The sequence below is a fragment of the Variovorax beijingensis genome (genome assembly GCF_003951285.1).
Taxonomy (GTDB): domain Bacteria; phylum Pseudomonadota; class Gammaproteobacteria; order Burkholderiales; family Burkholderiaceae_C; genus Variovorax; species Variovorax beijingensis.
In genome coordinates this window covers 263,602-282,763 of the sequence record NZ_RXFQ01000006.1, presented here as the reverse complement: position 1 = coordinate 282,763, position 19,162 = coordinate 263,602, and the positions used below count along the sequence as shown (strand labels likewise).

Annotated in this window: 14 protein-coding genes; 6 read left to right on the top strand and 8 right to left on the bottom strand. The window is 69.6% G+C overall.

Features of this window, described 5'->3' with window-relative positions:
* Window positions 1–91 precede the first annotated feature (91 nt).
* Entirely contained in the window at window positions 92–655 is a 564-nt protein-coding gene (locus EJO66_RS12740; protein WP_124959103.1) for an OmpA family protein, read from the top strand.
* A 4-nt stretch (window positions 656–659) separates the two neighbouring features.
* On the opposite strand, the gene EJO66_RS12735 is transcribed toward EJO66_RS12740, so the two are convergent.
* From EJO66_RS12735 to EJO66_RS12720, 4 genes are read right to left on the bottom strand one after another with little or no spacing between them, the layout of a single operon-like run.
* Entirely contained in the window at window positions 660–1,286 is a 627-nt protein-coding gene (locus EJO66_RS12735) for a response regulator transcription factor (RefSeq protein WP_124959104.1), read from the bottom strand.
* 43 nt (window positions 1,287–1,329) lie between these two features.
* Entirely contained in the window at window positions 1,330–3,384 is a 2,055-nt protein-coding gene (locus EJO66_RS12730) for a two-component system sensor histidine kinase NtrB (RefSeq protein ID WP_124959105.1), read from the bottom strand.
* Window positions 3,385–4,200, bottom strand: a complete 816-nt coding sequence (locus tag EJO66_RS12725; protein WP_125965391.1) for a carbon-nitrogen hydrolase family protein — start codon at window positions 4,198–4,200, stop codon at window positions 3,385–3,387. It abuts the gene before it with no gap.
* A 16-nt stretch (window positions 4,201–4,216) separates the two neighbouring features.
* A complete protein-coding gene (locus EJO66_RS12720) occupies window positions 4,217–8,401 on the bottom strand; it encodes a YhdP family protein (protein ID WP_125965390.1) in 4,185 nt (1,394 codons plus the stop codon).
* Window positions 8,402–8,426: 25 nt separating this feature from the next.
* Between EJO66_RS12720 and glnE the strand changes: the two genes are divergently transcribed.
* Window positions 8,427–11,222 carry a bifunctional [glutamate--ammonia ligase]-adenylyl-L-tyrosine phosphorylase/[glutamate--ammonia-ligase] adenylyltransferase gene (glnE, locus tag EJO66_RS12715; protein WP_125965389.1) on the top strand — a complete coding sequence of 932 codons (2,796 nt, stop codon included), beginning with the start codon at window positions 8,427–8,429 and terminating at the stop codon, window positions 11,220–11,222.
* A complete protein-coding gene (locus EJO66_RS12710; RefSeq protein WP_125965388.1) occupies window positions 11,215–12,384 on the top strand; it encodes a septal ring lytic transglycosylase RlpA family protein in 1,170 nt (389 codons plus the stop codon). The genes glnE and EJO66_RS12710 overlap by 8 nt, the downstream gene beginning before the upstream one ends.
* A gap of 6 nt (window positions 12,385–12,390) precedes the next feature.
* On the opposite strand, the gene EJO66_RS12705 is transcribed toward EJO66_RS12710, so the two are convergent.
* From EJO66_RS12705 to EJO66_RS12695, 3 genes are all read right to left on the bottom strand, one after another.
* Window positions 12,391–12,852, bottom strand: a complete 462-nt coding sequence (locus tag EJO66_RS12705; RefSeq protein WP_125965387.1) for a carboxymuconolactone decarboxylase family protein — start codon at window positions 12,850–12,852, stop codon at window positions 12,391–12,393.
* Window positions 12,853–12,943: 91 nt separating this feature from the next.
* Window positions 12,944–13,825 (bottom strand): RNA polymerase sigma-70 factor, encoded by an 882-nt coding sequence (locus EJO66_RS12700; protein WP_125965386.1) that lies wholly within the window; start codon window positions 13,823–13,825, stop codon window positions 12,944–12,946.
* A gap of 43 nt (window positions 13,826–13,868) precedes the next feature.
* A complete protein-coding gene (locus EJO66_RS12695; RefSeq protein WP_124959112.1) occupies window positions 13,869–14,726 on the bottom strand; it encodes a ferritin family protein in 858 nt (285 codons plus the stop codon).
* 130 nt (window positions 14,727–14,856) lie between these two features.
* Between EJO66_RS12695 and EJO66_RS12690 the strand changes: the two genes are divergently transcribed.
* On the top strand, window positions 14,857–15,462 hold the full coding sequence (locus tag EJO66_RS12690; RefSeq protein ID WP_124959113.1) for a glutathione peroxidase: 606 nt from the start codon (window positions 14,857–14,859) through the stop codon (window positions 15,460–15,462).
* Window positions 15,463–15,750: 288 nt separating this feature from the next.
* On the opposite strand, the gene EJO66_RS12685 is transcribed toward EJO66_RS12690, so the two are convergent.
* Complete coding sequence (locus tag EJO66_RS12685; RefSeq protein WP_124959114.1) at window positions 15,751–16,362, bottom strand: glutathione S-transferase N-terminal domain-containing protein; 612 nt, start codon at window positions 16,360–16,362, stop codon at window positions 15,751–15,753.
* Window positions 16,363–16,483: 121 nt separating this feature from the next.
* Here EJO66_RS12685 and purB point away from each other — a divergent pair, with 121 nt between their 5' ends.
* Together purB and EJO66_RS12675 are read left to right on the top strand one after the other, a co-directional pair.
* Window positions 16,484–17,863, top strand: coding sequence for an adenylosuccinate lyase (gene purB, locus EJO66_RS12680; protein ID WP_124959115.1), 1,380 nt, complete (start codon window positions 16,484–16,486; stop codon window positions 17,861–17,863).
* 135 nt (window positions 17,864–17,998) lie between these two features.
* Window positions 17,999–19,138 carry a PepSY-associated TM helix domain-containing protein gene (locus EJO66_RS12675; RefSeq protein ID WP_125965385.1) on the top strand — a complete coding sequence of 380 codons (1,140 nt, stop codon included), beginning with the start codon at window positions 17,999–18,001 and terminating at the stop codon, window positions 19,136–19,138.
* Window positions 19,139–19,162: the final 24 nt, after the last annotated feature.

Here is a 19,162-nt window from a genome sequence, read left to right as displayed (position 1 = left end):
CCGAATCGGCTGATATAAAAAGAAAGCCGGCCGTGCGGGAGCGGCCGGCGCCCATCGTCATCGTTTCATGTTCACAAAGAGGGAAAAACTCATGAGGAAGCTTGTTGTTTCGGGTGCGGCTGCGGCCGCATTGTTCGTTGCGGGGTGCGCCTCGCAATCGCCCGCGCCGGGACCGGCCGCCGCGCCGGCCGCCCAGGCGGCTGCGCCTGCCAACAGCTGGACTGCGCGCCTGGCGGCGCTCAAGACCGAGCTGGAAAATTCCACCAAGGGCACGGGCGTGGTGATCGAGCAGACCGCGGACAACCAGCTGCATCTCGTGGTTCCCAACGAACTGTCGTTCGACGTGGGCCGCGCCAACGTCAAGCGCAACCTGGCCCAGGTGCTCGACAACGTGGCCGAAGGCCTGCGCAGCGCCGCCGCGGCCAGCGTGCGCGTGGTGGGCCACACCGACAACACCGGCAGCGAGGAAGGCAACGAGCGCCTCTCGGTGAGCCGCGCCGACAGCGTGCGCAACCACCTGGTGAGCCGCGGCGTCTCGACCACGGCCATCACGACCGACGGCCGCGGCTCGCGCGAACCGCTGGCCGACAACAGCACGCCGGCAGGCCGCGCCCAGAACCGCCGCGTCGAGATCTTCGTGGCGGAAAAGGTCTGATCTCCTAGAGATCCCGCAGGCGGTTGGCCAGCTCGACCGCCGATTTCACTTCCATCTTGTCGAACACGCGTGCGCGGTGGACCTCCACCGTGCGCACGCTGATCGCCAGCTGATCGGCGATCAGCTTGTTCGGCAGGCCCTCGACCACGAGCCGCATCACGTCGCGCTCGCGGTCGGTCAGTTCGGCGATGCGGCCGGCCAGGCTGCGCCGCACGCGCCGCACCTCCAGCGCCCGCAGCGAAGCGCCCAGCGCCTGCTCGATGCGGTCGACCAGGGCGTTGTCCGAGAACGGCTTCTCGCAGAAGTCGAAGGCACCGCGCTTCACCGCATCCACGGCCGTGGGCACGTCGGCATGGCCGGTCAGGAAGATCACCGGCATGGCGTCCAGCAGGCCGCGCTCGGCGAGCCGGTCGAACAGCACCAGCCCGCTGGTGCCCGGCATGCGCACGTCCAGCAGCAGGCACAGCGGCTGATCGGGCAGCGGGCCCTCGGCCAGGCGCAGCTCGAAGGCCTCGGCGCTCGCGAAGTGCTCGCTCTCCAGGCGGCGCGAGCGCAGCAGCCAGGCCAGCGCCTCGCGCACGCTGGCATCGTCGTCCACGATGAAGATCAGGCCGTCGATCAGGGGTTGCATGTCATGTCGATTCCGGAAACGGGCGCAAAAGCCTGGGAGTAAATCATGTGCTCGGCAGGGTAAACCGGAACACGGTGCCCCGGGGCCGGTTGGGCTCGAAAACGAGCACCCCGCCATGCTGCTCCACCACGGTGCGGCACAGGCTCAGGCCCAGGCCCATGCCGTCGGCGCGCGTGGTGAAGAAGGGCGTGAAGAGGCGGCCCGCCACCTCTTCGCTGATGCCGCAGCCGAGGTCGGCCACTGCAAACTCCAGCCAGCGCCGCGCGTCCTCGGCCCCCGCCGGGCCGCCGACCGCGACGACACGCGACACGCGCAGCCGCAGCACGCGCTCGCCCACGTGCTCCGGCGTGTCCATGGCCTGCATGGCATTGCGCGCGAGGTTCAGCAGCACCTGCTCGACCAGCGTGCGGTCGCACACGGCCGGAGGCAGGCGGTCTTCGAGCACCACCTCGATGCTCACGCCGAGCTTGCGCGCCTGCAGCCGCACCAGCGGCAGCACCGCGTCGATCAGCGCCTGCGGCGCCACGGCCTCGCGCGTGCGGTCGCGGCGGCGCACGAAGTCGTGCACGCTGCGGATCACCTGGCCGGCGCGGTCGGCCTGCTCGGCAATGCGCCGCACCGCCATGGCCACTTCGGCCTGCTCGCCCTTGGCGTGGGGGCCCAGCATGTTGAGCGACCCCGTCGCATAGCTGGCGATGGCGGCCAGCGGCTGCGTGAGTTCGTGGCTCAGCAGCGAGGCCATTTCGCCCACCGTGGCCAGCCGCGCACTGGCCTGCAGCCGTTCCTGGCTGGCGCGCGAGAGTTCCTCGATGCGGCGCTGCTCGCTGATGTCGATGAAGGCACTCATCCAGCCGGTCTGCACGCGCTGCGCGTTGATCAGCGGGGCCTCGAAGATGAGCACCGGAAAGCGCGTGCCGTCCTTGCGCATGAAGACCGACTCGAAGCCCTCGCGCGGCGGCATGCCGCCGGCCAGCCGGCGGGCCTGCCGCTGCTGGTATTCGTGCGCCAGCTCGGTGGGCCAGTAGGGCGCCTCGATGGCTTCGCCGCTGCCGGCCATCAGCTCTTCGGGGCTGAAGCCGACCATTTCGCAGAACGCGGGGTTCACGTAGGTGATGCGCCCCTGCAGGTCGCGTGCGCGCAGGCCGGTGATGACCGAGTCTTCCATCGCCTTGCGGAAGGCCAGCGCATCGGCCAGGTCGCGTTCGGCGCGCAGCCGGCGGCGCGTGTCGCGCGCGAGCAGCACCAGCACCGACACCAGCGCAATCGAAATCGCAGTGACCAGCGCCGTCAGGACGTTCGGAAAAAGATCGGGCGCGGCGCGCCAGCCGTCCACGCGCAGCATCAGCGCGGCGCCGGGCAGGTCGATCAGCTGCTGCGAGGTGAAGACGCGCGTCCCGGTGCGGCGCGAGGTGCCGAGCGCCACCAGGCGCGTGCCGTCGGCCTCGGTGAAGGCCACCTCCTGGCCGCGCGTGAGCGTGGGGCCGACCAGCTCGATGAGCGTGTCGCGCAGCGAGTAGCTCGCCACCAGGAAGCCGCCCGCGTCGATCGGCACGCAGAGTTCCATCACCTCGACGCCGCCTCCGCCGAGGATCGGCACGTAGTGGCTCGGCGAATAGGCCGGCGCGCCGAGCTTGCGCGCGGCCGCGCAGGCGAGCCCCACGTCCGACTGGTCGGCGCCGCGGCTCTCGTCGGCGATCAGCCGCATGCGGTAGGGCGTGTTCACCGCTTCGAGCGGACGCAGCGCGGCATCGCGCCATTCGAGCCGGAGCCACTCGCGGTGCTCGCGCAGCAGGGAGGCGGCGGCTTCGGGCCAGTGCGTGCGGTCCAGGCCCGCGGCCTGGGTGGCGCGCAGGCTCTGGGCGTTGCGCTGCAGGCCGATGCGAAGGTCCGAGACCGCGTCGGCGGTGTCGCGGTCGAGGTTCGCCTGCACCTGCTCGACCTCGTGCCGGCCCGCGAGCCACACCACCGTGACCAGCAGCGCCGACACCAGCACGGCCAGGATCAGCCAGAGGAACCAGCGCTGCCACAGCGAGCGCAGCCGCGCGAACGCCGACAGCGCCCACCGCGGCGGTGCGACAGTCAGGGCGGCCTCCTCCATCTAGAGCACGCAGTGCGAGAGAACGGGCAGCTGGGTGCGCACGCGCTCGATCTGCCCGGCATCGAGGTCGAACAGCACCACGCCCTCTTCGCTCGCCTGCTGCGCCACCACCGTGCCCCAGGGGTCGACCACCATCGACTGGCCCCAGGTGTGGCGGCCGTTCTCGTGCGTGCCGCCCTGCGCGGGCGCCACCACCCAGGCCAGGTTCTCGATGGCCCGCGCGCGCAGCAGCACTTCCCAGTGCGCGGCGCCCGTGGTGCGGGTGAAGGCGCTGGGCACCAGCAGCAGCTCGGCGCCCCGTTTGGCGAGCGCGCGGTACAGCTCGGGAAAGCGCAGGTCGTAGCAGACGCTCATGCCCACGCGCCAGCGGTGGCCGTCGCGCGAGGGCAGCTCGAACACCACGGGCTCGGCGCCCGGCGCGATGACGCGGCGCTCGTCGTAGCGCTCGCTGCCGTTGTCGAAGAAGAAGAGATGGATCTTGTCGTAGCGCGCCACGCATCGGCCGTCGGGCGCGTAGCACAGCGAGCTGTTGAACACGTGCTCGGCGTCGCCGCTTTCGATGGGCAGGGTGCCGCCCACGATCCAGAGCCCGAACTCGCGCGCCGCATCGGCAAGAAAGCCCTGCACGGCGCCCGCGCCGGCGGTCTCGCGCAGCCCGAGCTTGTCGGTGTCGCGCGCGCCCATCATGCAGAAATACTCGGGCAGCACCGCGAGCTCGGCGCCTGCGGCCGCGGCTTGCGCGAGCAGGCCGTGGGCGCGCGCGAGGTTGGCTTCGCGGGCGATGGCCGACACCATCTGGATGGCTGCGACTTTCATTGCGTGGTCTCCGTTTTCACTTGCCCTGCCCACCGGCCGGCGCCGCGGCGGGGCCGGGTACGTTCGGCAGGATGGATCGTGGCACCTTGGCTATTTTGGGGTCGGCCCAGGTGCCTTCGATGTGGAACTCCTGCGTGGCCGCGGCCGCAAGCGGCTTGCTCAGCACCCACTGCGCAAGGAAGGTGCCCAGGCCGATCGCAGGGTTGATCGCGGTGGCCACCAGCGCGGCCGTGCCGGCGTTGATCTCGGGCACCACCACCACGCGCAGGTCCTGCGTTTCGCGCACGATGTCGGCCGAGCCGTCCATCAGCGCGCCCGCGTTCACGCCCTTCATCTGCAGGTTGTTGGTACTCGCGATGCCGTTGTGTATTTTTGCGTCGCCGCGGATGAAGTCGAAGGCGAAGCCCTGGCTGAAGACATCGCGGAAATCCAGCGTGAGCCGGCGCGGCAGCGCCTGCAGGCTCAGCACGCCGAGCAGCTTGGCAAGCCCGGGGTCGGCCTTGAGGAACTGGCCCGATTCGACGTTGACCTGGAGCTGCCCGCCCAGGCTCGGATAGTCGAGCGAGAACGGCGAGCCGCGCCAGTTGACGTCGCCTTCGAGCCGCCCGCTGCCGCGCCGCAGGACGCCGGACATGCCGAAGCGCGTGAGCAGGTCGCCGGCGTCCGCGATGTCCAGCCTGAAGGTCATGGCCGTGCGGCGCTGCTCTGCGCGCCCGGGGGTGCCGCCCGGCGCGGCGGCCCAGGTGCCCTTGGCCGAAAAACTGGCCTCGGGCATGGTGAAGCTCAACTTGTTGAGCATCCATTCGCGGCCCGCGCCGCCGCGGTTGACGGCATCGATCTCGGCGCGGCCCAGGCGCTTGCCCAGCAACTCGAAGTCGTCGATGACGATGTCGAGCGCGGGCAGCGTGCCCGGCTGCTCGTCGAGCAGGGTTTCGACCTGCCTGGCCTCGGTGGGCGCAATCTTGAGCCGCGCAAGCCGCGCATAGAGCCGCCCGGCCTGGGCGTGGCGGTACTCGGCATAGCCGCTCAGTTCGGTGGCGTCGATGTTGGCGCGCCAGAGCGCGCCGTCGCGCGTGCCGCCGAGCACCACGTTGTGCAGCGTGCGCCCCGCGATGCCGAGTTCCTGCGCCCGCACCGCAATGCGCGTGGGCAGGTAGCCCGTGGCCGCGTCTTCGGGCCGCTCGGCGCCGCCCGCCGCTTCGGGCGCGCTGCCTCCGGTGTCGCCGACCAGCGCCTGCCACGCGGGCATGTCGAGCTTCGCCACGTTGACGTTGGCCAGCACGCCCTTGTCGGGCAAGGGGGCGGTCTCGCCCGCGGCAAGGCCGATGCCGATGCTGCCGCGCAGCACGCGCGCTTCGGTGCCGGAGATGTCGCGCACATAGTGGGCGGCGCCGATGCGGCCGAGCTCCATCGAGAGCTGGTCCTGCACGGCGACGGCGGCGCCCGCCCGGGTCTCGCGCTGCAGCACCTTCTTCTCGATGCGCAGCGGCATCTGTTCGTCCGCCGTCTTCACGAGCGGTGCGGGCAGCTGCAGGGCCAGGCCCTGCAGCGTGCTGGTGAGCGAGAACTCCGGCGCGCCGTCGCGCATCGAGAAGGTGACCGCATAAGGCGTGCTGCCGCTCGCCTTGGCCGCAATGCGCGTGAGCCAGTCGGCCTCGCGCGCAGCGCGCAGGCCTTCGGCCGTTGCGGTGCCCTGCGCCTTCAATGCCACCTCGCGGTTGGGCCCGGCGAAGCGGCCGCGGCCTTCGACCCGGACGTCGCCACCGAGCAGCCTGGCGTTGACGCCGGCCAGCGAAAACCCCGTTTCGGTGAAGCCGACGACGCCCTTCGCATGGGTGAAGGACGGCGCCTCGGGCACCAGCTGCAGCTCGTTGTCGGCGAGCGCGATGCTGGCCTGGACCTTGGCCGCCTCGAGTGCGGCCAGCGGCAGTTCGAGATGCAGGCGGTAGTCGGCCGTGCCGGTGGCGCGCACGCGGGACAGCGCCTCGCCGGTTTCCCCGGCCAGCGGCGCGCCCACGCGCAGCAGTTCGGCGAGCGGGCCCTTGGCCTGGGCATCGACGCGCAGCAGCGAGGCATGGTGCGACATGTCGGCAATCTGCGCCTCGGCCTTGGTCACCTCGATGCCGGTGGCGCCGGCCAGCCGCCCGCGCGCATTGCGCACCAGCATGCCCGCGCGCTCGAACACCAGTTCGCCCGAGAGCCCGGTGAGCGCGGGCCAGGCCGGCGCCGGCGCGCCGCTGCGCGCCGCGGAGGCCGGCGCCTTCGATGCCGTCGACGCGGCAATGGCCGAGGCCGGCGGCACATAGGCGTAGTTAACGTCGGCCACCTTGGCCGCGATGCGGAATTCGCCCTGCTTCGGGTCCATGAACGGCATGTCGTGCAGGTCGCCGCGCACGCGGAAGTCGACGCTGCTGGCCGTGCCCTTGGTGACCGCATCGCGCACGTAGTCGCGCGTGTGCTGGGGAATCTCGAGCGGCAGGTAGCGGAACACGCGCGTGCCGTCGGCGCGGGTCAGCTTGCCCTGCAGGTCGAGCACGCCGGGGTAGAGCGACTGCCCGCGGGACACGGCGGGATCGCTGGTGCGCCAGCTGGCTTCGGCTTCGCCGTCGGCATCGGCATTGGCGAAGCGCAGCTTGGAAACCTGCAATTGCGCATGGCCCTTGTCGAGCTTCCACTGCAGCTGGGCCGCGAGCCGGTCGATGGGAATGACCGGCTCCTCGAACACGCCCGGAAATTCGAGCGCGCCCTGCGCCATCGACAGTGCGGCACTGCCGCCGGCCTGGGTGGCGTCGAACTCGATGGTGGCGCCGCTCAGGCCGGGCGCGCCGGCGTGCGGCCGCTGGGCCGCCGGCGCGGCGCCGGTGGGTCTGGCTGCGGTGGCCGGCGGGACGGGGGTGGCTTCAGGCGGGGCCGCCGGCTGCGATGCGACGCGCAGGCCGCTGATCCGCCCCTTGGCCTGGTAGCGCTCGGGCGCGCCCAGCGAACCTTGCCAGTTCAGGTCGATGCGCTCGACCAGCCCGCGCGGCGCATAGGCATCGAGCACGCGGTGCGTGGCATCGCCCAGCGGCAGCCGGTCGGCAATGAGGGCCAGTGCGGCCAGGTCGAGCCGGTCGGCGCGCAAGGCGCCCTGCTCCGGCGTGCGGCCCCGCGCGGGCGAGTGCTGCAGCCACAGGTTGCCGCCGGGCCAGCGCATGCCGTCCGCGGTGTCGAACTGCAGGGCGGTGGTCGAGAACTCGAGCTTTTCGTCGTCCAGCTGGCCGGCCAGCCGTCCGGTCACCGCGCGCAGCACCAGCGGCTGCAGGCCCCGGCCCAGCGAGGCATCGATGCGGTTGAGCCCGAGGTCTGCCGCGCCGCCCACGATCTGGCCCCTCTTCACGTCGGCCCAGAGGCGCAGCGCGCCGTTGCCTTCGCGGATGCGGGCGTCGAGGGAGACATAGCGGCCCAGGCGGGTGACGTCCATGTAGGGCAGGTCGGCATAGAACTGGCCGTCCCAGGTCTGCCAGCGGCCCGAGCGCACCGACAGCAGCGGCTGGCGGAACTGCCCGCGCAGCGTGAAGCGCTCGCCCCATCCAACCGGCGGCGTGGCATCGAGCCTGAGGCCGTGGCGCCGGGCGCTGTTGCGCGCGACAAAGCGCACATCGGTCAACAGCAGGGGCTCGGCCTGGCGCTGCTCGTCGGTCCAGCGCACGGTGCCGCCTTCGACCACCAGCTCGCGCTGGGCGAAAAACCAGTCGGCGGCGCGGGTCTCTCCGGTGGTGTCGGTGTCCATGTGCAGGCCCGCCACGTGCAGCTTGCCGAGTGCATCGCGGCGCACGTCGACCTGCGGCCCCTCGATGTAGAGCTGCTCGAAATTGAGGCGCCACAGCGAGCGCGGCGACACGCTCGCCACCACCCGAACGAGGCGCAGGGCTTCCCGCTTCTGGGCGTCGTGCAGCACCACGTCGCGCAGTTCGAAGACGGGAAACAGACTATCGGAACGGGCGGTGATCGACCCGATGCGCACGGGTACCCCGATGGCCTTGCTGGCTTGTGCCTCGAGCGCGCCACGGTAATCGCCGATTCGCGGCACAATCCACGCGTGTAGGACAACCACTGACAGTGCCAGCAGAAGCCATGCAGCGATCAGTAAACCCAGCAGCCAGCGCGCCGTCGCAGCGGTGATCTTGAGCAGACGTGAAGGGGAAGACGCCGTGTCGTTCATTGAGGATCGCGCTGTGTCCGGAATTATGACCGCCAGCATTCAGAGGGGTTCCACGGAAACCAACACCAGTGTGAACCAGTTGCCAGCCACGCCATCGACAGCCGCGACCGAGGTCGCGCTCTCTTCCTATTCGCGCTTCGTCCAGCGCCTGCGCCGCAGGTATGCGGCCGAGCTTGCATTGCTTTCCCCTGGCGCGCCGCGGCGCGAGTCGATGTCGAAGGCCTACGAGGCACTGCGCGAACGCGGGGACGGCGTCGGCGATGCGTTGCGCATTGTGCGGCAGCTCGTGATGGAACGCCTTGTCACCCTCGATTGCGATGACCAGGCGCCGCTGGCCGTGGTGACCACCGCCGTGACCGAACTCGCGGAATTCGCGCTCGACGTCGCCTGCCGCGACGCCTGCCAGGAACTCGACGCGGTCCACGGTGCGCCGCTCGGCCCCGAGGGGGAGCGCGCGCAGCTCTGGGTGGTGGGCATGGGCAAGCTCGGCGCGCGCGAGCTCAACGTGTCGAGCGACATCGACCTGATCTACCTGTACGACCTGGACGGCGAGACCCGCGGCGATGCCGACGGCCGCGGCCGCCTCTCCAACCAGGAGTATTTCTCGCGCGCCGTGAAGCGCATCTATGCGCTGGTGGGCGACACCACCGAGCACGGCTTCGTGTTCCGCGTCGACCTTGCGCTGCGGCCGAACGGCAATTCCGGGCCCAGCGTGGTGTCGCTCGATGCGCTCGAAGAATATTTCCAGGTGCAGGGCCGCGAGTGGGAGCGCTTTGCCTGGATGAAGAGCCGGGTGGTCGCGCCGCGCGACGTGGTCGCCGACGGCCTTGCGCAGGGCCTGCGCGCCACCGTGCTGCCCTTCGTGTTCCGCCGCTACCTGGACTACAGCGTGTTCGATTCGCTGCGCACGCTGCACCGGCAGATCCGCGAGCAGTCGGCCCGCCGCAGCGCGGGGCGGCCCGAGCGCGCCAACGACGTCAAGCTCTCTCGCGGCGGCATCCGCGAGATCGAGTTCACCGTGCAGCTGCTGCAGGTGGTACGCGGCGGCCAGTTCCCCGAACTGCGCACGCGCCCCACGCTCGACGCACTGCAGCGGCTCGCGCGCGCCGGCCTGATGCCGCAGGAAACCGCCGACACGCTGGCGGCGGCCTACGAATTCCTGCGCCGCGTGGAGCACCGCATCCAGTACCTGGACGACCAGCAGACCCACGTGCTGCCGGTGGCCGACGACGACCTGCGCTGGATCGCGCAGACCATGGGCTACGCCGGCTGCTGCCCGTTCCTCGAGCAGCTCGACACGCACCGCGAGTTCGTGGCGCAGGAGTTCGACAAGCTGCTCGGCGGCGAGAAGCCCTGCAACGGCAAATGCAACGGCAAGAAGGCGGCCGCCCCCACCGACCTGGCCGACCTGCTCGATGACCTGCCGCCGGCCTTTGCCGACCGTATCCGCAACTGGTGCGAGCAGCCCCGCGTGCTGGCGCTGCGCGAGGAAACGCGCGCACGGCTGCGCCAGCTGGTGCAGCGCACCGGGCAATGGCTGAAGGAGCCCGACGGCGACGGCCCCGGCCAGACGCCGCGCCATGTGGACGCCGCCCTGCGCTGGGCCGACTGGATCGAGCCGCTGCTGCGGCGCGAGAGCTACCTGGCGCTGCTGGTCGAGCGGCCCGCGGTGCAGGAACGGCTGCTGAGATTGCTCGGCGCCGCGAAGTGGCCGGCGCGCTACCTGATGCAGCATCCGGGCGTGATCGACGAACTCGCGAGCGACGAAATGCTCTCGGGCCGCTTCATGGCGGCCGAGTTCGAGCGCGAACTCGAGGCGCGCCACGCCTCGCTCAGCCGCACCGGCGAAGCCGACGAGGAGCGCCTGCTGAACCTGCTGCGCCATGCCCACCACGCCGAGGTGTTCCGCACCCTGGCGCGCGACGTGGACGGCCGCCTCACGGTGGAGCAGGTGGCCGACGACCTGAGCGCGCTGGCCGACGCCACGCTGCGCGTGACCGCCCATTGGTGCTGGCCGCATGTGCGCAACAGGCACCGCGAGCTGCCGCAGTTCGCCATCATCGGCTACGGCAAGCTCGGCGGAAAGGAGCTGGGCTACGGCAGCGACCTCGACATCGTGTTCGTCTACGAAGACGACGACGAGCGCGCGGGCGAGGTCTACGCGGCCTACGTGCGCAAGCTGATCAACTGGCTCACCGTGAAGACGCGCGAGGGCGACCTGTTCGAGATCGACACCGCGCTGCGCCCGAACGGCAACTCGGGCCTGCTGACGACCAGCTTCGAAGCCTACGAGCGCTACCAGCTCGGCCGCGGCAGCAACACCGCATGGACCTGGGAGCACCAGGCCATGACCCGCGCGCGCTTCGTGCTCGGCAGCGCAGCGCTCGGCACCCGCTTCGATCAGGTGCGCGAAGCCGTGCTGGTGGCGCCGCGCGACCGCGAGGCGCTCAAGGCCGAGATCATCGCAATGCGCAACAAGCTGCGCGGCGCACGGCCGGTGAAGGCCGATCGCTTCGACGTCAAGCACAGCCCCGGCGGCATGGTCGATGCCGAGTTCGCGGTGCAGTTCCTGGTGCTGTCGGCCTCGAGCGGGCACCCGGAGCTGATTCCCAACGTCGGCAACATCGCGCTGCTGGTGCGCGCGGAAGAAGCCGGCCTGCTGCCCGCCGGCGTCGGCCGCAAGGCTGCCGCGGCTTATCGCGAACTGAGGCGCGTGCAGCACCGCGCGCGCCTCAACGAAGAACCGACCCAGGTCACCCCGCCCGCACTGGCCGCCGAACGCGACGCGATGCTGGCGCTATGGAAGGCGGTATTTGGCTGAGCGCACCCGCTCCCTCGCCACCCCCGCGCTGGCCGCCTGCGCGGTGGCGGTCGCCGTCCTCCTCGCGGGCTGCGCGAGCGGCACGCGCAGCGGCGGCGGCGCACTGAGCGGCCGCGACGGCCCGGGCAGCAACATCCCGTCCGACCTCGACCGCGTACCCGACGCCGAGCCCCGCGTCGAAGCCATCCGCAGCAGCGGCGGCACCAGCAAGCCCTACACGGTGCTGGGCCGGGCCTACCAGCCGATCACCGACGACCGGCCGTTCCGCGAATCGGGCATTGCCTCGTGGTACGGCCGCAAGTTCCACAGCGCCTCGACCGCGAGCGGCGAGCCCTACGACATGTACGCCATGACGGCCGCGCACAAGACGCTGCCGCTGCCCAGCTACGTGCGGGTGCGCAACCCGGCCAACGGGCGCGAGGTGATCGTGCGGGTGAACGACCGCGGGCCCTTCGTCGACGGCCGCATCATCGACCTGAGCTACACGGCGGCGCTCAAGCTCGACCTGCTGCGCGGCGTGGCGCCGGTGGAGATCGAGCGCATCACGAACGAGGACATCCGCACCGGGGCGTGGCGGCGCGATGCGGGAACGGCGTACGCCTCGGCCTCGCCAGCGCCGGCGCAGCCCCAGCGAGCGGCGGCTGCACCGGTGGCCGTGCCCTCGGCCTGGGTGGCGCCGGTGGCGATGACCGCTGCAGCGCCGGCCTCGGCAATGCCGGTCGCGCCGCAAACGCCCATCGCGCCGGTGACGCCCGCCGAGCGGATCGCGCAAGCCGGGCCCGCGCCCGCGCCCGAGCCGGAGGCCGCATCGCCCCGCCAGCCGATCATGGTCACCGACCTCCCGCCGATGGCGCCGCTCACCGCACCGCCACCGGCGTCCCGGGCCGCATCGCAGGACTCTGCGCCCTCCTCGTCTTCGGCCGCGGCCGCAGGCTTCTGGGTGCAGCTCGGCGCCTTCCGCGAGCGCGATGGCGCCGAGGGCCTGCGGAGCCAGGCGGCGCGCGGCCTGCCGACGCTGGCGCCGCAGCTGCGCGTGTTCAGCGAAGCCGGCACGCACCGCCTGCAGGCCGGGCCGTTCGCCTCGCGCAGCGAAGCCGGCGAGGCCGTCACGCAGCTGCGCGAGAGCCTGCGCATCGCCCCGATGGTGGTCGAGCGCCGCTGAAGAAATTCAGTCCAGCGCCTTGACGGCGACCGGCATGCGCATGCCGACGTTGATGCGGTTCCAGGTGTTGATCTGCGCGACAGCCACGGTGAGCTCGGCGATCTCGACGTCGCTGAACTGCGCCTTCAGGGCTGCGAACTCGGCTTCGCGCTCATCGTGGTTGTCGGCCAGCCGCGTGAGCGATTCGGCCCAGGCCAGCGCCGCGCGTTCGCGCTCGTTGAAGAAGCTCACCTCGCGCCAGGTGGCCAGGCTGTTGATGCGCTGCCATCCTTCGCCCTGCTTGCGCAGGTCGCGCACATGCATGTCGAGGCAGTAGGCACAGCCATTGATCTGCGAGACGCGCGCGAAGACGAAATCGAGCACTGTCTTGCCGACAGTGCTCGAATCGATGCTGGCGCTGACGGCCAGGATGGCTTCGAATGCCTTGGGGATGGTCTTGAACCAGTTCAGGCGGGGGGTCGTGTTCATGAAGATGCTCCAGTGAGTCTGGGTTGAAAAATCTGCTTCCTACCCACTGAAGACGGGCCAGCCCTCGGCCCTGTGACACGCCGCCGGAAAATTACTTCAGCGAATAGAGCTGCGCGATGCGCGCGAGCTTGTCGGGGTTGCGCTGCACGCGGACGCGCACGATGCGCTCGCCCTCGATCTCGAAGGTCTGGGCCGATTCGAGCTGGCCGTCCAGGAAGCGCAACAGCCCCGGCTCGCCGTTGATCTCCACCAGTTCCATGCGCACCGCGGCGCCCATGCGACGCCACAGCGCGAAGTACAGCTGCGCGAGCCGCTGGCTGCCGCGCAGGACCTTGCTGAAACTCTGCACCTTACCGCCGCCGTCGCCGATGAGCTCCACGTCTTGCGCCATCAGCGCCTTCAGATCCTGCAGGCTGCCGCGCGCGGCCGCATCGGCAAAGGCGCGCAGCAGGCGCTCGTGGGTTTCGCGCGGCACCTGGAAGCGCGGGCGGGCCTCCTGCACCTGCGCCTTGGCACGGTGCACCAGCTGCCGGCAGGCGGCCTCGCTCTTGCCGAGCGTGCGGGCCACTTCGTCGTAGTCGGCATCGAACACTTCGCGCAGCAGGAAGGCCGCGCGCGCCTCGGGCGCCAGGCGCTCGAGCACGGCCAGGAAGGCGACGGAGATGTTGTCGGCGCGCTCGAGCAGTTGCTCCGGGGTGTCCGGCCCGCCGGTCAGCGTGGGCTCGGGCATCCAGGCGCCGATGTAGTGCTCGCGCTGGACCTTGGCGGCGCGCAGCCGGTCGATCGAAAGGCGCGTGACGACGGTGACCAGCCAGGCTTCGGCGCTGCCCAGGGCGGCCTTGTCGGCCTCGTGCCAGCGCAGCCAAGCGTCCTGCACCACCTCCTCGGCCTCCGCGACGGAGCCGAGCATTCGGTAGGCGATGCCCTGCAGGCGGCGGCGGTGGCTGTCGAAGGCGAGGGTGGGATCGTCCATGCTCACAAGACGGGCGACCCACCGGGTTTGTGACAGGCGGCCGCTATGCGCCCTGGTATTCGGGCTTGGGGCCGAGCGTGGCGGCCAGTTCCTTGCGATAGCGGTTGAGTTCCTGCACGGTCTTGAAGCTGCGGTTCATCAAGAGGCTCAGGTTGTGCAGGATGCGTTCGCCGACCTTGCTTTCCCAGACCGCGTCGAACTTGATCTGCTTGTCGAGCCAGTGCTCGAGCCAGTCGGGATCGGGCATGCGGCTCTGGATGGTGTCGTTGGGGAACAGCGCCTTGTTGACGTGCAGGTTGGTCGGGTGCAGCGCCTGGGCGGTGCGGCGCGCGCTGGCCATCAGCACGCCCACCTTGGTGAAGGCGGCGCGCGCCTCGTCGCCGAACTTTTCCATGGCGCGCTTCATGTAGCGCAGGTAGGCGCCGCCGTGGCGGGCCTCGTCCTGGCTCAGCGTGGTGTAGATGTGCTTGATGACCGGCTCGGTGTGCCACTGGGCGGCACGGCGGTACCAGTGGTTGAGGCGGATCTCGCCGCAGAAATGCAGCATCAGGGTTTCGAGCGGCGGGGCCGGGTCGAAGTCGAAGCGCACTTCGTGCAGCTCCTGCTCGGTGGGCGCATGCTGGGGGCTGAAGCGCTTCAGGTACTCCATGAGCACCAGCGAGTGCTTCTGCTCCTCGAAGAACCAGATCGACATGAAAGCGGAAAAATCGCTATCGTGGCGGTTGTCGCGCAGGAACATCTCGGTGGCCGGCAGCGCCGCCCACTCGGTGATGGCGTTCATCTTGATGGTCTGCGCCTGCTCTTCGGACAGCAGCGAAGCATCGAACGACTGCCAGGGAATGTCCTTGTCCATGTCCCAGCGGACAGATTCGAGTTGTCTGAAGAGTTCCGGATAAAGCATCAAAGTCTTTCTAAGGCCGTCGATTTTAGTCGGCTCGTTTGGCGCACCCATGACAGACGCGCGATGATGTGTGGATAAGCGCGGTCTTATGACGCGAAATGCACACCTTTTTGTCTTCAGGAGCCCCCTTATGCGAATCCCTGCCGCCCTGGCCGCATGCCTCCTTGCCGCTGGCACGGCGGTCGCCCAGGCCCCCTCTCCCACACCCTCTCCTGCGCCATCCGCCCCGGCCGACGGCGCCGCCGCTGCGGCCTGCCCGCCCACACTGCAACACACCTTCCCGCGGCTGCAGGACGAAAAACCACAATCGCTGTGCCAGTACGCGGGCAAGGTGGTGCTGGTGGTGAACACCGCGAGCTTCTGCGGCTTTACCCCGCAATACAAGGGGCTGGAGGCGCTGGACAGCAAATACCGCTCGCGCGGGCTGGTGGTGCTGGGCTTCCCGTCCAACGATTTCTCGCAGGAATCGGGCTCGAACAAGGAAATCGCCGATTTCTGCGAAAGCACCTTCGGCGTGAAGTTTCCGATGTTCGCGAAGTCGTCGGTGCGCGGCGCCAATGCCAACCCGCTGTTCAAGCAGCTCGCGCTGGCCTCCGGCACCACGCCGAAGTGGAATTTCTACAAATACCTGATCGGGCGGGACGGCAAAGTGGTGCAGGCCTGGTCCAGCATGACGGCGCCCGACGAGAGCGCCTTCGTCAAGGTCATCGAGAGCCAACTTGCGGCGGGGGGCTGACGGCCTTGCCGCTGTGAACCAACGGTCACAAACGTTTACCACTGGAGGGGGAACCGGGCTGGCACACTGTGCTCATAACGGACGAGGGCAGCAAATGCCTTCCAGTTTTCATGTTGCGAGGTCTTCCAGGCGTCTTGTCTGGTCGAAATCCCGAGGCGATTCTTCTCCTCCTCCCTCCCTCCCTCCTTCGCGTCGGGGCGCCTCGCAGCATTTTTGTATTTCCCGCACGGGCGGGGCGCGGCAGACACCGGCGCCCTGAAACGAAAAAGGCGCCTCTGGCGCCTTTTTTCATGGTTGGGTGTCGATGAAGCTGGGCCGCAGCATCAGCTTGTCGTACAACTTTGCGAGGTTGGAGTGGCGGTTGCGCCAGTCGATCTCGGGAAAACGCAGCCCCAGCCAGCCCAGCGCGCAGCCCACGGCGATGTCCGAGAGGCTCAGGTGGATGCCGCTGCAAAAGGGCTTGTCGGCCAGCCCCTTGGCCATGGCGGCGATGCCGCCTTCGACCTTGGCGCGCTGGCGCTCGATCCAGGCGGCGCTGCGCTCGCCGTCGCTGCGGCCGGACCAGGTGGCTTCCAGGCGCCAGAGCACGCCGGCGTCCATGACGCCGTCGGCCAGCGCTTCCCAGGTCTTGACCTCGGCGCGCTCGCGGCCCTGCTGGGGAATCAGCTTGCCCACGGGGGACAGGGTGTCGAGGTATTCGACGATCACGCGCGAATCGAACATCGCGTCGCCGCCTTCCATGATGAGGCAAGGCACTTTCCCGAGGGGGTTGGAGTGCGCGATGGTGGTGTCGGCCGCCCAGACGTCCTCGATCACGAACTGGTAGTCGAGACGCTTTTCGGCCAGCACCACGCGCACCTTGCGCACATAAGGGCTGGCGGCCGATCCGATCAGTTTCATGAAAGCTCTCTCCCCTTGGATTGATGACGTTTGTTCATCTTCATTTTAGGGGAAGGGCCAAGGAGCAGGCCCCGATCCGTGGCAAACGTGCATCGGCGCCAAGCCACCTAAAATTCGGGGAATGAGCTTCTCCACCGTTTCCGCCCTCTCCCCACTTGATGGCCGCTATGCGGCCAAACTCGCGGCCTTGCGCCCGCTGATGAGCGAACAGGGCTACATGCACCGGCGCGTGCAGGTCGAAGTGGCGTGGTTCATCGCGCTGTCGGACTGCGGCTTTGCCGAATTCAAGCCGCTCACGGGCGGCGCCCGCAAGTACCTGCTGGGCTTGGTTTCGCACTTCTCGGAGGCTGACGCGCTGGCCATCAAGGACATCGAAAAGACCACCAACCACGACGTGAAGGCGGTCGAATACTGGATCAAGTCCAAGTTCGAAGCCCGGCCCGAGCTGCTGGCCGCCGCCGAGTTCGTGCACTTTGCCTGCACCAGCGAAGACATCAACAACACCAGCCATGCGCTGCAGATCCAGGCCGCACGCGAGAAGGTCATGCTGCCGGCCATCGACGGGCTGATCGCCAAGCTGCGCGAAATGGCGCACCAGTTCGCCGGCGTCTCGATGCTGTCGCGCACGCACGGCCAGACCGCCAGCCCGACCACCGTGGGCAAGGAAATCGCCAACGTGGCGGTGCGGCTTTCGAAGGCGCGCGCGCAGATCGCCTCGGTGCAGCTGCTCGGCAAGATGAACGGCGCCGTGGGCAACTACAACGCCCACCTGGCGGCCTGGCCCGACTTCGACTGGGAGGCGTTCAGCCGCAAGGTCATCGAAACGCCGGCGCCGCTCGGCCTGGGCCTGAGCTTCCAGCCCTACAGCATCCAGATCGAGCCGCACGACTACATGGCCGAGCTGTTCGACGCGGTGGCGCGCGCCAACACCATCCTGATCGACTTCTCGCGCGACATCTGGGGCTACGTGAGCCTGGGCTACTTCAAGCAGCGGCTCAAGAAGGGCGAGATCGGCTCCTCGACGATGCCGCACAAGGTCAACCCGATCGACTTCGAGAATGCCGAGGGCAACCTGGGCCTGGCCAACGCGGTGCTGCGCCACCTGAGCGAGAAGCTGCCGATCAGCCGCTGGCAGCGCGACCTGACCGACAGCACGGTGCTGCGCAACATCGGCGTGGCCTTCGGCTATGCCACGCTGGCCTACGCGAGCCTGGCCACGGGCCTGGGCAAGCTGGAGCTCAACGAGGAAGCGCTGGCCGAAGACCTCGATGCCTCGTGGGAAGTGCTGGCCGAGCCGATCCAGACGGTGATGCGCCGCTTCGGCGTGCAGGGCGCCTACGAGCAGCTCAAGGAAGTGACGCGCGGCAAGACCGTGACGGCCGAAGCGCTGCACGGCCTGATCCGCTCGCTCGACATTCCCGAAGCGGAAAAGGAACGCCTGCTTGCCATGACGCCCGCGAGCTACGTGGGCAAGGCCGCGGAGCTCGCCAGTAGAATCTAGCCTTCCCGCACGCCGATGCAGCAGCCGCCCGAGGGCGGCTGTTTTCTTCGTGCCGTGCCCCCTTTCCAGCCAACGCGCCCCGTGCGGCGCGCCAGCCAACAACCAGACGGGGCTCTTTCGAAGCCCCTGTTGTCCATGCTGCGCGCCCCCCTGAGACGTCTCTGGCTCAAGATTCACCGCTGGATCGGCCTTTCGCTCGGTCCGGTCCTGGCCCTCACGGCGCTGCTTGGCGCCGTGCTGGTGGTGGCCTTGCCGATCGACCGCTACGCGCATCCCGCGCTCTTCGTCGCGCGAAGCGCGGCCGATGCGAGAACGGGAATGGCCGCGCTGCCGCTCGAACCGCTGCGCCAGCGCATCCTGGCCGAGTTCGGCCCCGGCACCAGCTTCACGCTGCGCCCGCCGCGCACCCCGCACGAGACGCTCTGGGTGTACGTGCGCGGGCCCTGGGATGGCACGCTCTATCTCGACCCCGCCACCGGCGCGGAGCAAGGCCGGCGCGGCTCGCACGAAGGCGCCTACAACCTGCTCTTCGAGCTGCACAGCAGCCTGCTGCTGGAAGACACGGGCAAGGGCATCCTGGCCTTCGTGGCGCTGGCCTACCTCTTCCTGCTGGTCACCGGCCTGGTGCTCTGGTGGCCCACGCGCTGGCCGCCGTCGCTGCGCATCGTGCTGAACCGCGGCCTGCTGCGCGGGCTGTTCGACCTGCACCGGATCGGCGGCGCAGTGCTCGGGCTGGTGATCGCGGTGTCGATCTTCACGGGCGCGTACATGGCCTGGCGGCCGCTCGGCGGCTTCATTTCCACCGCCATGGGCCAGGAGCTGGTCAAGCCGCCCGTAGTTCCGAAGGGCCCCGCAACAGGTCCGCGGCTCTCGCTCGACGAACTCGTCGCCCGCGCCCGGCAGGTGTTTCCGGGCCAGCCGGTCGGCTATGCCCAGGTGCCCGCCAAGCCGGACCGCCCGATGCGCGTGCGCTTCCGGCTGCCCGACGATCCGCATCCGAACGGCATCAGCTCGGTGTGGCTGCATCCGCTCACGGGCGAGGTGCTGGCGGTGCGCCGCTGGCAGGACCTGGACGCCGGCAGCGGCGCGGTGGTGGTGATCTACCCGCTGCACACGGGCGAGCTGGGCGGACTGGTGCACCAGGCAATCACCGTGCTGCTCGGCCTGGCGCTCGGCGGCCTGGGCCTGAGCGGCCTCTGGCTCTGGTGGCGGCGCCGCGCGGTGGCCGCCGCAGCCCGCGACATCGCCCTTGCCAACAACCGCACGAGCTCCTGAGCGGAACGTCGCGGCTTTCGATTT